Consider the following 12,627-nt stretch of genomic DNA (forward strand, 5'->3'; position numbering starts at 1 on the left):
GGACAGGGCGAGCTTGGCTGTCACCGCGCCGCAACCCGAACAGGTCTTACTGGAGGGATACCACCGGTCGGCGACGATGAGCCTGCCGCCGCTCCATGCGGTTTTGCAGGACAGTTGCCGCCGCACCTCGGCCATGGCGACGTCGGCGACGGCGCGGGCCAGGCTGCGGTTACGGACCATCCCGGAGATGGTGAGGTCTTCGACCACGACCGTGCCCCAGGTGGCCGCCAGGCGGCTGGTGAGCCGGTGGAGGCCGTCGCGCCGCTGGTTGGCCACCCGTGCATGTGCTTTGCCGAGCGCGGCTTTGGTCTTGGTCCAGCGGGCGGAGGCCTCGCGCCTGGCGCCGTCGGGGGTGCGTGGCCCGATTCGGCGGGCGAGCTGCTTGTTCAGCTTGCGCAGCCGCGTGAGCGCCGAGCGGTGATGTTTGGGGTTGGCGACGACTTCCCCGGTGGACAGCACCGCGAGGTCTTTGACCCCGAGATCCACGCCGACCACGGCCTCCGGCCGGGCCGGGGCGCGGTCGGTGCGGTCGAGCTCGCAGGTGAACGCGACGAACCAGCGGCCCACCTCGCCGCGGACGGTGGCCGACAGGATCCGCCCCGTGCCGCGCTCCAGATGCCGGGCGAGTTTCCGGGTCGATTCGTGGGTGCGGATGGTGCCCAGGCGGGGCAGCGTCACGTGGCGGCGGTCGGCCTCCACCCGGATCGCGCCGGTGGTCAACCGGCACGAAGGGGTGGTGCGGTGCTTGGACCTGAACCGGGGAAACCCCATCTTCTTGCCCGCCCGCGTGCCGTTGCGGGAGGCCGCCCAGTTCTTCAACGCCCGCGCCAGGTTGTCCAGGCCGGTGGTGCAGGCCTCTTTGGAGTGCTCGGCCCACCACGGCGCGACGTCGCCCTTGGCGGTGTTCTTGGCGGTGTTCCACGCCCGGCGCAGACCGTACAACGACCACGGCACCTCGGTCAGCATCTCATCCGCGATGCCGTAGGACTGCTCGGCCGCGCGCTGGTCCATCGCGGCCTTGATGCGGGCCAGGCCCCAGTTGAACGCGAACCGCGCCGCAGTGGGAGGCGAGCAGGCGCGCCTGCTCGGGGGTGGGATCCAGGGCGTAGCGGTAGGCCTGGTGGACCCGCATCAACCCTCCCCCTCACGCTACGTCGCCGACCGTCAACGTACCGTAGGAGCCATGATCAATGACTCCCCGATCGGCGAACAGACCTACGCCCGCCTCGGGAGCGCAGGAAGCCGCAGAGGGAGCCGGTGGCCTTGCCAGCCGTGACGGGGCGGCGAGCTGGATCTCGCAGCAGCCCGCGACCGCCGGGTCGGGGCCGGTGCAGGCGGGCACGCCGAGGAAGACGCCTCCACAGAAGAGACGCAGGCCTGCCCCACGGTGGTCGCGCCGTGCCAGGCGACGGGATCGACGTCTGCGACCAGGCTCAGCCGTTCGATCTTACGGGCGGGCACAGGCAAAATGCCTTTCCGATAACCACCGGTAAGCGGTGATCGGGTGGACACCCTGCGCCTTAACCCACTCTTTCGCGTTCACTCACGCATCCTGATACATGCTCAACCACCAACTGCTTCCAACCCCCGGCCCGGCCGCGCCGCTGGCCCCGGGCCGTTCCCGCCCGGCCCGGACCGCTCCTCCGCCCGCTCCGCCGTCTCGCCTTCCCCTTTCGGGCCTCAGCCGGTGGCGATCGTCAGGTCCGCGCGGGCACGGACGTCGTCGCGGGCGTGGAAACGCTCCTCCTGAGCCGCCCAGCGGTTCCAGTGCGGGGCGTAGAGATCACCGTCACGCTCCAGCGCGCGGGCCTTTCGTACCCCGTCGGCCGCCTCCAGCCACAGCAGGCCGCTCAGGTACGGCGCGGCGGCGAGGGCGCCGGAGCCGGTGCCGTCGAGGACCAGGATCCCGGTGCCCGGGACCTCGTGCCACTCCGCGTAGGCGCCCTCCGCCCAGTCGTAGCGTCGCCACCGCGCGGGCCGGTCCAGGCTCAGCGGTCGCAGGACCCACTCGACCAGCGCGTCGACCCCTCCCAGCAGGCCGTCCCACCCCGGGTAGAGATCGTCCATCCGTACGACGGGCGCGGCCAGCTCCGCGGCCAGGGCGGTGGCGAGGGTGGACTTGCCCGACCCCGAGCGTCCCTCGACCGCCAGGACGCGGGTGCGGCCCGCCCGGGCGGGGCGGGTGCGCAGCCAGCGCGAGACGCGCGGCACGTGGCCGTTCACGCCGGCGTCCACAGGATGCTCCGGACGACCGGAGAGCGCGGTCACGCGCTCCGGCGGGTGCGCCAGCGGGTCAGGATCTCACGATCGGAGTCGCGCTCCTCGACGTCGCGGCGGCGCTGCTCGTCCTCGTCCTGTGCCAGGGCGAGCCATTCGGAGTATTCGGGATCGTCGCGGCCTATGTCGCGGGTGCCGTCGATCTTGGTGCCGTTGGCCAGCGTGGTCGTCGCGGGGACGCGGAGGGTGCCTCCCGGCAGCATGGTCACGTTCATGGCGTGGCCTTTCCGTCGTCTCTGACCGCTGTCGGCCCAGCATAGCTCCGGGGGTCGTGGCACGCCCGGTCAACCGATGCCGTACTGCCCGGACAGCTGGTGATACACCCGCTCGGCCTCCGCCTCCGTGCCGATCAGGTGGAGCAGCCGGGTCGCCCTCCGGGTGAGCACGCAGGCGAAGGCCTCGGCGAACAGCTCGGTGACGTCGTCGCGGTAGGGCGGCCGGAGACGGCCGCGGGTGCGAGCGTGCAGGCCGGTCCAGAACGGGGAGTGCGAGGGCAGCCGGTCCATGTGGTCGGTGGCGTGGCCGATCTCGTGCCCGCACACCGACACCGAGGGCGAGGGGGCGCTCCCCACCCCGATCCGCCGCCGCCGGGGGTCGTAGACGCCCGCGCTGCGTTCCCACAGGCCCGCCTGCAGGGGCAGCGCGACGCCGCGCAGCCATTCGAAGCCGGGAAGGTCGGGCACCGATCCGGGCCCCACCACGATGCCACCGCTCAGGTGGGTGGTCAGGCGGGTGGCGAGAGCCTGCGGCACGGCCGCCAGCGTCAGTATCGCGAGGAGTGTTTCCGCCGGTGGGAACGTGCCAGGTTCCCAGGTGCGCGTCAGCCGCACCTCCAGTGGGCCGACGTGCAGCCAGCCGGGGCGTCCTCTGCTGTGGTCGGCCAACGCAGCCGCTTCTCCTGGATCGGGGGGCGATCCGCCGCGGCTTGCGGGCCGGGCCGGGCGATCCGGTCCGCGGGCCGCGACGGTGATCACGCGAGACTACCTCTCCCGCGCCCCGGCCCGTGCGGGTACGCGTCCGCGGACGATGTCCGGCGGGGCGGTCCCGCGACCTTCCGGTACGGCCCGCCCTACCGGTGCCCGGCCAGGACGGCGTGGTGGTCGGCGCCTTCCAGGCCATCGGGGTCGGCGTGCACGGTGGCGGCACTCAGCCGGGGCAGGTGGTGGATCAGCCGGTGCTCGGCCTCCACCGCCACGGCGTGCGCCTGGAGCAGCGAAAGGTCCTCGCCGACCACGATGTCCACCTCGGCGCGCAGCGTGTGGCCCACCCAGCGCAGTCGCACCGATCCCACCCGCCGCACGCCGCCGGTGGCGGCCAGGATCCGCTCCGCGCGGTCGACGAGCGCCGGATCGACCGCGTCCATCAGCCGGTGGTAGATCTCGCGGGCCGCGTCCCTGAGGACGAGACAGATGGCCACCGTGATCAGCAGGCCGACGATCGGGTCGGCGATCGGGTGACCCAGTGCCGAGCCGCCCGCGCCCAGCAGGACGGCCAGCGAGGTGAGGGCGTCGGTGCGGGCGTGCAACCCGTCGGCGACCAGCGCGGCCGATCCGATCTGGCGCCCGACCCGGATCCGGTAGCGGGCCACCCACTCGTTGCCCGCGAAGCCGATCACGGCCGCCGCGGCGACCCAGCCGAGCGCCCGCACCTCCTGGGGGTCGGCCAGGCGCCGCGCGGCCTCGTATCCGGCGAGCGCGGCGGAGGCGGCGATGACCAGGACGATGGCGATCCCGGCCAGGTCCTCGGCCCTGCCGTAGCCGTAGGTGAACCTGCGGGTGGCCGCCCGGCGGCCGAGGGAGAAGGCGATCGCCAGCGGAAGCGCGGTCAGCGCGTCGGCCACGTTGTGCAGGGTGTCACCGAGAAGGGCGACCGAGCCGGAGAAGACGACGATCACCGCCTGGACGGCGGCGGTCACCATGAGCACGGCGAAGGAGACGGCCAGCACGCGCATCCCGCGGCTGCTGGACTCCAGGGCGGTGTCCGTCCTGCTCGCGCTGTCGTGGCTGTGCGGGGTGAGGGCGTGGCCGGCTCGTGAGAGCAGTCCTCCGAACCGCCGTCTCCGGTGGCCACGCTCGTGATGACGACCGTGGCCGTGCTCGTGTCCGTGCTCGTGCCCGTGTTCATGGTCATGGCCGTGCTCGTGCTCGTGCTCGTGCTCGTGCTCGTGCTCGTGCTCGTGCTCGTGCTCGTGCTCGTGCCCGTGCCCGTGCCCGTGCCCGTGCCCGTGTTCATGGTCATGGCCGGGCCCGTGCTCGTGCGGCGGATCGTGCGCGGCCTCGTGGCCCTGACCGTGGGGGGAACAGGGGCCGGTGGGTTCTCCGGGGGACGGAGAACCCGCGTCCTGCTGGTCGGACATGGCTACCTCGTTTGCTACCGGTGCCCTTTTCCCGGAGTATATGTAGTCATGTATGCACGCGACAATCAATCAGGTGACAACTCGTCGCAGGAGCAACCCACCGGCGCCCAGGTGGAGGCCGCCGTCGAGGCCTTCCGGATGCTCAGTGACGCCACCAGGCTGCGCCTGATGTGGCTGCTGTCGTCGGGGGAGTACGACGTCGGCTCGCTCGCCGAGGCCATCGGGGTCGCGCGTCCCTCGGTCTCCCAGCACCTGGCGAAACTCCGCCTGGCCGGGTTGGTGCGCACCCGCAGGGACGGCCGCCGCGTGCTCTACCGGGCTCGCGACGCCCATGTCCGCGCGCTCATCGGCGAGGCCCTGTTCCACGCCGACCACGAGGTCTCCGGCATCCCGCGCCACGACTGACCGGAGCGCCCGGCCGGCGTACGCCGGATGAAGGCGGCCCGGCCACCGGCTTCCCGTGGGTCGTGTCCGGTTGCGATGTCAATTGACAGATTAATTTGTCTAATGGTTCCATATGGGCATGGCCGCGACCGAGATGACACTCATGGACGAGCCCGACCGTCTGCGCGTGGCGCTCACCCCGATCCGCCGACGGCTTCTCGCCCGCCTGCGCGAGCCCGCCTCCGCGGTCCAGCTCGCGGCCGAGTTCGACCTGCCGCGCCAGCGGGTCGGATACCACCTCAGGGTGCTGGAGGAGGCGGGGCTGATCGAGCTGGTGGAGGAGCGCCCGCGACGCGGTTTCGTCGAGCGCGTCATGGGCGTCACCGCGAACGCCTTCCTCGTCGATCCCGGCGTGCTCACCTCACCCGGCGAAGCCAATGAAGCCAATGAAGCCAATGAAGCCAATGAAGCCGACGAGGCCGACGAGGCCGATGGAGGCGACAAGGCCGACGAAGCCAGTGGCGACGGCGACGGTGACGGGGCCATCGGGACCGCCGAGGTGGCCGGGGTCTTCCGCCGCGTCGCCGACCAGTACGCCGCCGAGCATCTCGTCGAGGTGGCCGCCGGCACCGTGCGCGACGTCACCCGCATGGCCGCCGCCGCCGACCGGCAGGGCGTCCGGCTGCTGACGTTCACCCTCGAGGCGCGGGTGCGCTTCGCCGAGCCCGGCGACGTGCACGACTTCACCGACGCGCTCGCCGACGCCTTCTCGCGGGTCGCGGCCCGCTTCGACACCCCCGGAGGGCGGCCCTACCGCCTCGTCGCCGGTGGACATCCGGCCCCCGGCACGCGAGGGACCGGCGGACGTCCGGTCCCGGGCACACCGGAAACCGCCGGACAGCCCGCCCCCGGCACGCCGGAAACCCGCAGTTGACATCCGTCCCGGGACCAAGGTCCGGGGCCCCACGTTGAGAGGCATCCGATGACAGACGAGCTGTTCTCCCTTGAGGTCACCATCGCCGCACCCGTCGACGACGTGTGGAGCGCGCTGCGCGATCCCGAGCTGATCCGGCGCTGGCATGGCTGGCACTTCGACGGCCTCGACAAGGAGATCGAGGTCATCTACCACCAGAACGTCGTGGAGTCGGCCGCCGAGCACCGGCTGGAGGTCCAGGGCGGCGACCTGTTCGAGCTGACCGACCTCGGCGGCCGTACGCGCCTGCGGATGACCCGCGCCCCGCGCGGCGGCAACCCCGAGTGGGACGCCTACTACGACGACATCACCGAGGGCTGGATCACTTTCGTCCACCAGCTCGCGTTCGCCCTTGAACGGCACCCGGGCGCCGACCGGCGCACGGTCTTCCTCTCCGGCACGCCGGTCACGCCGGTGCTGGAGGCCACCGGCCTCGCGGCGGTGGCCGGACTGCCCCCGGCGAGCCCGTACGAGCTGGAGGGCCCCACCGGGGAGACGCTGCGCGGCCAGGTCCGGTTCCGCTCGGCCAACCAGGTCGGTCTCACCGTCGACGGCTGGGGCGACGGCCTGCTGGTCGCGGCCCAGAACCCGCCCTCGCCCGCCAATCCGGGCGGCGGCGCCATGATGGTGCTCACCACGTACGGCCTCGACGACACCGCGTTCGCCGAGCTCGAATCCCGCTGGACCGCCTGGTGGGGACGGAACTTCCCGGAGGCTCCCGCGGACGACCAGGACGCCCCCGCCGGCGCGGAGCGGTTCCCGAACGGGTGAGACCGGCCGCCGCTCACGGGGGCGGGCTCGTCCACGAAGGCGGAAAGCACGGGAACACGGCGTCCGGGCCGGCCGTGGAGCGTGTCAAGCGTGAGCGAGGATCCGGGCAAGGACGGCCTGGGCACGCTCATCGGGAAGGTCCGGTCGTGCGGGTGGACGCCGGCTCTGGTGGAGGATCTGGCCGCCCTGCTGCCGCAGGGCGGCGGCGTGTTCCTCCAGACAGCTCCAGGCCTGTTCCTGGCTGGCGCCGAGTAGCCGAGCACCGAGGCGGAGCAGGTGGTCGGCGGTCAGCCGGTATGGTGCGGGCGACCGGCCCGACCGGGCGGCCTGCTCGGGGAGTCCCTCGTCGTGCCACCCTACGGTCCAGCCAGGCCACCGTTGAGCAGAGCGTTCCAGGCCCCGGCGTCGCGGGGTGGGCCAGGCCCAGATCCGCCGGGTGCGGGCATCGACGAAGGCGCCCTCTCCTGCGCACAGCTCGTTGGGGAGCCGGTGACCGGCCTGGTCGTCCAGTGCCGCAAGGAGGTCGGGACCCGTGTCGAGTGCGGCGCCGACGGGAATGTCCCAGCCGCAGCTGAAGTCGCGGATGGCGCCGTCGGCAAAGCGTACGGTCAGGACCGTTTCGGCGTGGGGCCCGCCGAGGCCGGGCGGTGACTCGGTGAGATCCACCGAGCGCCGGTAGTCCTCGGTGGTCACCGGCTTGTTGAAAACGGTGTAGGCCACGCCGAGTCCTGCGACGACGTCGGCGACGGTCATCGCAGGCCACTGCGGGGACCGGTCTTCGATCACGTTCTCCGGATTCATCCCGAGGTGATCGACGATGTCCGCCTGGTCGCGGGTTGCCCAACGCACTTGCCAGCCGGGCCAGCGTTCCCGCAACACGGCCAGGTACGCGCGCCGGAATCCGATGCTCTCACGAGCGGGGCCGTGGTCGGTGTGCAGAAGCAGCAGTCTGACGTCATAGTCGGCCAGGAGCGCGCCCTCGCACCACGTGTCATCGGTGAGCTTGTCGCGGGTCTCCAGCTCACCGGCGTAGTCCGCCAGCTCCTGCGGCCCGAGCAGCGCGTCAACGGCAATGTTGAGCGCGCCGAACTGGGAGTAGTGAATCGAGGCGCGACCCGACTCTACGATCACGTAATTCGCGCGATGTCCCATCGGACCAGTATGTGAGTGCCGTGCCCGGACGTCTCAACGCCTTCAGAACCCGAACACGTGCGAGACGCCGGTCGGCGCGGTGCCCACCCCCTGTCTCACCACGCGGAACCGCAGATGCGTGACGCGCGCGGACCCGATCAGGCCGGTCCTTTCCAGTTCGACGCGGTCGCCGCCCGGGTGGTCGAAGAGCCGGGTTCCGGCCCCGAGCAGCACCGGTGCCAGCTGGAGCTGTATCTCGTCCACGAGCCCGGCTCTCACGAGCTGCCCGGCGATGTCCGCCCCGCCCATCACGAGGACGTTTTTGTCCTTGGCCGCCTTCCGTGCCTGCCGGATCGCGCTCTCGAGGCCGTCGGAGACGAAGGTGAAGGTCCCGCTCGTCATGGGCAGCTCCTCCCGGTCCTCATGGGTGAGCACGAAGCACGGCGCGGGAAAAGGCGTGTCCTTCCACAGCCCCACCCCCACGTCGAAGGTCCGCCTGCCCACCACCACCGCCCCCGTCGAGGCGGACAGGTCCCGATGCACCCCGGCGTCCACCTCCCGGTCGGCGTCGTCGTTGAACAGCCATTCGTGGAGCCGCTCACCGCCCTTGCCCATGGGCTGTTCGACGCCGATGTCGGGCCCGGCGACGAAGCCGTCGAGCGACATCGTGATGTTCAGAAGAACCGTTCCCACGAGATTTCTCCTCGTTGTCAGGGACCTCGTCGCCGAAGCCCTCGTTGTCGAAGTCTTGATGGTCGACATCCTGGTCGTCAGGACCCGGTCGCCGGAACCCTCGCCGCCCGGCGTGCCTCCCGTGTGCGACGGGAGGCACATCGCTCCCTCGCGTCGCCGATCATGTCGCGGCGTCCCCTGCCCTGCTTCCCGGGCTGCCCGCCGCCCGGTCGTACAGGGCGGGAGCGAGCGCGGTGAACAGCACGGCGGCGGTGACGGCGAACCCCGCCGGGTAGCCCACCGACCCGGCCAGGAGCCCGAACCCGGCCGCGCCGACGCCGAGCCCGGCGTCGTAGGCGAGGTTCCATGCCGCGCTCACCTGGCCGAAGGCGGATTCGGGGGCGCGCTCGAACATCAGCGCCAGGGTCGCGTTCTGGGCCATGCCGAAGCCCACCCCGAACAGCCCCATGCCGGCGATCATCGCGAGAGGGACGTCCACCCAGAAGAGTCCGGCCGTGCCGAGAGCGGCGGCCAGGGTGGCGGGGACCAGCAGGCGAGCGGGGCCGTGGCGGTCGCCGTACCGGCCCGCCGCCCAGCGCGCGAGCGGTGTGAGGCAGGACTGCGTGAGCAGGGCCAGCGCGACCAGATCGCGTGACCGCTCCGGCGCGGCCAGCGGGAGGAAGGTCAGCAGGACACCGGCCGCCGGTGTCACCATGGCGAAGACGATCGCGGGCCTGGCGACGCCGGCGTCGCGGAGGACACCGAGAATCCCGCTCCGGCCTCCGCCCGGGGACCCGGCCTGGGTCTCGCTCCGGATTCCGTCGTGGGTCCCGCTCCGGCTTCCGCGCCGGGGCCCGCCGTGCCGTTCGGTCCGCGCACGCGGGGAGGGCAGGCCGGGTACGGCGGCCAGCCCGAGCAGCGCCGACGCCGCCCCGGCGACGAAGACGGGTCCGTAACCGATGTGCTCGCTCAGCCAGAGACCCAGCGGCAGGCACGCGATGGAGGGAATCCCGACGGCCACCCCGTACAGTCCCAGCCCCTCGCCGCGACGGTCGGCCGGCACCAGTTGGGCCATCAGGGCCGCACCGGCCACCACCACGAGCCCGAGCCCGGCACCCCGCGCCAGGCAGATCCCCAGCACCGGGGGCATGGACGCCGACGCCGGCAGCAGGAGGGCGGGTGCTCCGAGCAGGAACAGGCCCAGTCCCATGACCGCCCGGTAGCCGTACGCGCGCAGCAGGCCGGGCACCGCGAACTCCGTCAGCACGGTTCCCAGCATCATGGTGCCGGTCGCCAGGCCCGCGCCCACACCGCCCGCACCGGACGTGGCCGCGTACAGGGGGACGACGGGCGCCAGCAGGTAGAAGCCGCCGAGGGCGCCGAGCGAGGCGGCCAGCAGCAGGACCATCGGGCGATTCAGGATACGAGGATCCGGAACGCGGGCGCCGTCCCCCTGTGCCTTCCCTCCGTCTTCCCCGGTTCCCGCGACGTCCCCCTGAGCCTCTCCGCGATCCTCCCGGGTCTTCCCGGCATCCTCCCGGGTTTTGTCGGCGGCGCTCCTCTGGTGAGTCATGGGCCGACCCTAGAGCGGGAACCGGCTCAGCGATAAGGTCCGGTTTCATGTCGATCAAGTGGACCGGTTCGGGGCCGGAGCTCCTGTTGCGGGTTGACAGGAACCGGCCGGAACCCTTGCGCGAGCAGCTGGAAGGCGCGCTGCGCGAGAGCATCCGCGCCGGTCGGCTGGCCGCGGGTGAGCGGCTCCCGTCCTCACGCGCCCTGGCCCGTGACCTCGGCGTCTCGCGCGGCCTGGTGACCGAGTGCTACGCGCAACTGCAGGCCGAGGGCTACCTCGTCACGCGCGGCGGCTCGGCCACCCGCGTGGCCGCCGCCGCCCGCCCGCCGGTGGACGCGCAGTCACCGCCCGCCGCGCTTGCCGGGCCCACCGCGCCCGTCGGGATCGACTTCCGGCCCGGTGTGCCCGACCTGTCGAGTTTTCCCCGCGAACGATGGAGCCGCGCCCTTCGGCGCGCCTGCCGCGACGTGCCCAGCGACCTGCTCGGCTACGGCGACCCGTACGGTGACCCGATGTTGCGCGACGTGCTCGCCGCCTACCTGCGACGGGTTCGCGGGGCCGCCGCCGACGCGGCCCACACCGTCGTGTGCGCGGGGTACGCGCAAGGGCTGCAGCTCGTCCTGCGCGCGCTGGCGGGGGAGGGCGTGCGTGTCGTGGCCGTGGAGAATCCCGGCGACCCCGACCACCGCGTCGCCGCCGCGACGGCGGGCCTCGACATCGTCGCGGTCCCCGTCGACGAGCACGGGGTCGACACCGGCGCGCTCGCGGCCACCGGCGCGCGTGCCGTGCTGCTCACCCCCGCCCATCAGTCGCCCACCGGGGTCGTACTGGCTCCCGGCCGCAGGCAGGCACTGATCGCCTGGGCCGTCGCCCGCGACGCGACGATCGTCGAGGACGACTACGACGCCGAGTTCCGCTACGACCGCGAACCGGTCGGGGCACTGCAGGGTCTGGCTCCGGACCGGGTGGTGCTCCTCGGCTCGGTCAGCAAGTCGCTCGCCCCGGCTCTGCGTCTCGGATGGATCCTCTGCCCGCCCCGGCTGTCCGCCGGTGTCGCGCGTCAGAAGCGGCTCGCCGACCGAGGCTCGCCGGTCCTCGACCAGTTCGCGCTCGCCGACCTGGTGCGGTCGGGTCATTACGACCGCCACCTGCGCCACATGCGGACGCGCTACGCCGTCCGGCGGGCGGCCCTCGTGGACGCGCTGGGGCGGTACGCGCCCGAGGTCGAGGTACGCGGGCTGGCCGCCGGTTTCCATGCCGTCGCCCAGCTACCACCGGGCACGGACGAGCGTGCCGTGGTCGAGGCCGCCCGTCGCCGGTCCGTCGCGCTGTACGGGATCAGCGGCTATCTCCTCGACCCGCCGGAACGACGGGCGTCTCCCGCACGGCTCGTCCTCGGGTTCGGCAACCTGACCCCGGACGCCATCTCCGACGGCATCGCCGCCGTCGCCGACCTGCTGCGGGGCGGCTGAGCCACCGCGGGGACCCGACCGGCCGGTGCCGTTCCCTCAAGGGGGTTTCAGACCCGCTTCCGAGCGGCCGCTTCGTCATGACGGTGCGCGCCCGCTTCCGGACGGCGGCTTCGTCGCCGGAGTTCACGCCTCCTTGAGGAGGGCGGTCACCGACTCGCGCAGCGGCGTGGTGGGGCGGCCGATGAGAGCGCTGAGCTCGCCCGGCGTGTGGGAGAGGACGCCCTGGGCGATGTCGAGGTCGATGTCGGCGTACATGGTCGCCACCGGTTCAGGCAGGCCCGCGTCGATCAGGGCCCGGAGGTAGTCGGCGTGCGGGAGGTCCCGGTAGACGACCGGCCTGCCGGAGGCCGCCGCCGTCTCGGAGGCCAGCTCGGGCAGGCTCCACGCGGTGTCGCCGGAGAGCTCGTAGATCTTGCCGCCGTTCTCCTCGCCGGTGAGCACGGCGACGGCCGCGGCCGCGTAGTCGGCGCGGGACGCGCTGGCGACGCGGCCGTCACCGGCGGCGCCGAGGATCACGCCGTGCTCGACGCCCTGGAGGACGGACGTCGCGTAGACCTCGGTGTACCAGCTGTTGCGCAGGAAGGTGAACGGGATCCCGGAGGCGCGGATGTGCTCCTCGGTGCCCCGGTGGTCGACGGCCAGCGCCAGGGGCGTGGTGTCGGCGTGCAGCACGCTGGTGTAGGCGATGCGGGCGACCCCGGCCGCCCTGGCCGCGTCCACCACGGCCTGGTGCTGCCCGAGGCGCCGCCCGATGGCGTCGCCGGAGATGAGCAGGACCGTGTCGCCCGGGGAGAAGGCCCGCTCGAGCGTCTCGGGCCGCTCGTAGTCGGCCTCCCTGATCGTGACGCCGCGCGCGGCCAGGCCGGCGGCCTTGCCGGGATCACGCACGGCCGCCACGACCTGGTCGGCGGGCACGCTCTCCAGCAGGCCGTCCACCACCAGGCGGCCGAGCCGGCCGGTGGCACCGGTGACAACGATCATTTCGCTTCTCCTCGTTCGAAGGGGTCGCCGCCAGGTT

13 protein-coding genes and 1 pseudogene are annotated in these 12,627 nt (G+C 72.6%); 4 read left to right on the forward strand and 10 right to left on the reverse strand.

The features are described from left to right. The 6 genes and pseudogenes from tnpB to ACTOQ1_RS34230 all read right to left on the reverse strand — a co-directional run. Window positions 1-1,047 (reverse strand): annotated as a pseudogene (tnpB, locus tag ACTOQ1_RS34205) (IS607 family element RNA-guided endonuclease TnpB); the annotation flags it as partial. Then, complete coding sequence (locus ACTOQ1_RS34210) at window positions 968-1,132, reverse strand: helix-turn-helix domain-containing protein (protein WP_440072107.1); 165 nt, start codon at window positions 1,130-1,132, stop codon at window positions 968-970. The gene ACTOQ1_RS34210 and the pseudogene tnpB, both read right to left, overlap by 80 nt. Window positions 1,133-1,680: 548 nt before the next feature. After that, a complete protein-coding gene (locus ACTOQ1_RS34215) occupies window positions 1,681-2,235 on the reverse strand; it encodes a hypothetical protein (protein WP_440072108.1) in 555 nt (184 codons plus the stop codon). A 29-nt stretch (window positions 2,236-2,264) separates the two neighbouring features. Beyond that, entirely contained in the window at window positions 2,265-2,492 is a 228-nt protein-coding gene (locus ACTOQ1_RS34220) for a hypothetical protein (protein ID WP_350974245.1), read from the reverse strand. 69 nt (window positions 2,493-2,561) lie between these two features. Further along, the gene (locus tag ACTOQ1_RS34225; protein WP_440072109.1) at window positions 2,562-3,161 is read right to left on the reverse strand and encodes a hypothetical protein; all 600 of its coding nucleotides are present in this window, start codon (window positions 3,159-3,161) and stop codon (window positions 2,562-2,564) included. 185 nt (window positions 3,162-3,346) lie between these two features. Beyond that, complete coding sequence (locus ACTOQ1_RS34230; RefSeq protein ID WP_440072110.1) at window positions 3,347-4,633, reverse strand: cation diffusion facilitator family transporter; 1,287 nt, start codon at window positions 4,631-4,633, stop codon at window positions 3,347-3,349. 48 nt (window positions 4,634-4,681) lie between these two features. Between ACTOQ1_RS34230 and ACTOQ1_RS34235 the strand changes: the two genes are divergently transcribed. The 3 genes from ACTOQ1_RS34235 (at window position 4,682) to ACTOQ1_RS34245 (ending at window position 6,761) form a co-directional block, all read left to right on the forward strand. Further along, window positions 4,682-5,038: an ArsR/SmtB family transcription factor gene (locus ACTOQ1_RS34235; protein ID WP_440072111.1), complete on the forward strand. Its 357-nt coding sequence runs from the start codon at window positions 4,682-4,684 to the stop codon at window positions 5,036-5,038. Window positions 5,039-5,156: 118 nt separating this feature from the next. After that, complete coding sequence (locus tag ACTOQ1_RS34240) at window positions 5,157-5,951, forward strand: ArsR/SmtB family transcription factor (protein WP_440072112.1); 795 nt, start codon at window positions 5,157-5,159, stop codon at window positions 5,949-5,951. A 48-nt stretch (window positions 5,952-5,999) separates the two neighbouring features. Continuing rightward, window positions 6,000-6,761, forward strand: coding sequence for an SRPBCC family protein (locus ACTOQ1_RS34245; protein WP_440072113.1), 762 nt, complete (start codon window positions 6,000-6,002; stop codon window positions 6,759-6,761). 84 nt (window positions 6,762-6,845) lie between these two features. On the opposite strand, the gene ACTOQ1_RS34250 is transcribed toward ACTOQ1_RS34245, so the two are convergent. The 3 genes from ACTOQ1_RS34250 to ACTOQ1_RS34260 all read right to left on the reverse strand — a co-directional run bounded on the left by ACTOQ1_RS34250 (window position 6,846) and on the right by ACTOQ1_RS34260 (window position 9,972). Further along, on the reverse strand, window positions 6,846-7,913 hold the full coding sequence (locus ACTOQ1_RS34250) for a hypothetical protein (RefSeq protein ID WP_440072114.1): 1,068 nt from the start codon (window positions 7,911-7,913) through the stop codon (window positions 6,846-6,848). Between the two features lie 42 nt (window positions 7,914-7,955). After that, window positions 7,956-8,585: a dihydrofolate reductase family protein gene (locus ACTOQ1_RS34255; protein WP_440072115.1), complete on the reverse strand. Its 630-nt coding sequence runs from the start codon at window positions 8,583-8,585 to the stop codon at window positions 7,956-7,958. Window positions 8,586-8,745: 160 nt separating this feature from the next. Continuing rightward, entirely contained in the window at window positions 8,746-9,972 is a 1,227-nt protein-coding gene (locus tag ACTOQ1_RS34260) for an MFS transporter (protein ID WP_440072116.1), read from the reverse strand. A 212-nt stretch (window positions 9,973-10,184) separates the two neighbouring features. Here ACTOQ1_RS34260 and pdxR point away from each other — a divergent pair, with 212 nt between their 5' ends. Next, window positions 10,185-11,609: a MocR-like pyridoxine biosynthesis transcription factor PdxR gene (gene pdxR, locus ACTOQ1_RS34265; RefSeq protein ID WP_440072117.1), complete on the forward strand. Its 1,425-nt coding sequence runs from the start codon at window positions 10,185-10,187 to the stop codon at window positions 11,607-11,609. A 123-nt stretch (window positions 11,610-11,732) separates the two neighbouring features. Here pdxR and ACTOQ1_RS34270 read toward each other — a convergent pair whose 3' ends face one another. Continuing rightward, complete coding sequence (locus tag ACTOQ1_RS34270; protein ID WP_440072118.1) at window positions 11,733-12,590, reverse strand: SDR family oxidoreductase; 858 nt, start codon at window positions 12,588-12,590, stop codon at window positions 11,733-11,735. Window positions 12,591-12,627: the final 37 nt, after the last annotated feature.

This window comes from Streptosporangium sp. OZ121 (genome assembly GCF_051918885.1).
Classification (GTDB): Bacteria; Actinomycetota; Actinomycetes; order Streptosporangiales; family Streptosporangiaceae; genus Streptosporangium.

Excerpts from the sequence above, each read along its gene's own strand:
- ACTOQ1_RS34235 (WP_440072111.1), top strand. The coding sequence starts at position 4,682 with ATGTATGCACGCGACAATCAATCAGGTGACAACTCGTCGCAGGAGCAA.
- ACTOQ1_RS34250 (WP_440072114.1), bottom strand. The coding sequence starts at position 7,913 with ATGGGACATCGCGCGAATTACGTGATCGTAGAGTCGGGTCGCGCCTCG.
- ACTOQ1_RS34240 (WP_440072112.1), top strand. The coding sequence starts at position 5,157 with ATGGCCGCGACCGAGATGACACTCATGGACGAGCCCGACCGTCTGCGC.
- ACTOQ1_RS34270 (WP_440072118.1), bottom strand. The coding sequence starts at position 12,590 with ATGATCGTTGTCACCGGTGCCACCGGCCGGCTCGGCCGCCTGGTGGTG.
- ACTOQ1_RS34245 (WP_440072113.1), top strand. The coding sequence starts at position 6,000 with ATGACAGACGAGCTGTTCTCCCTTGAGGTCACCATCGCCGCACCCGTC.
- pdxR (WP_440072117.1), top strand. The coding sequence starts at position 10,185 with ATGTCGATCAAGTGGACCGGTTCGGGGCCGGAGCTCCTGTTGCGGGTT.
- ACTOQ1_RS34210 (WP_440072107.1), bottom strand. The coding sequence starts at position 1,132 with ATGCGGGTCCACCAGGCCTACCGCTACGCCCTGGATCCCACCCCCGAG.
- ACTOQ1_RS34260 (WP_440072116.1), bottom strand. The coding sequence starts at position 9,972 with ATGGTCCTGCTGCTGGCCGCCTCGCTCGGCGCCCTCGGCGGCTTCTAC.
- ACTOQ1_RS34230 (WP_440072110.1), bottom strand. The coding sequence starts at position 4,633 with ATGTCCGACCAGCAGGACGCGGGTTCTCCGTCCCCCGGAGAACCCACC.
- ACTOQ1_RS34220 (WP_350974245.1), bottom strand. The coding sequence starts at position 2,492 with ATGAACGTGACCATGCTGCCGGGAGGCACCCTCCGCGTCCCCGCGACG.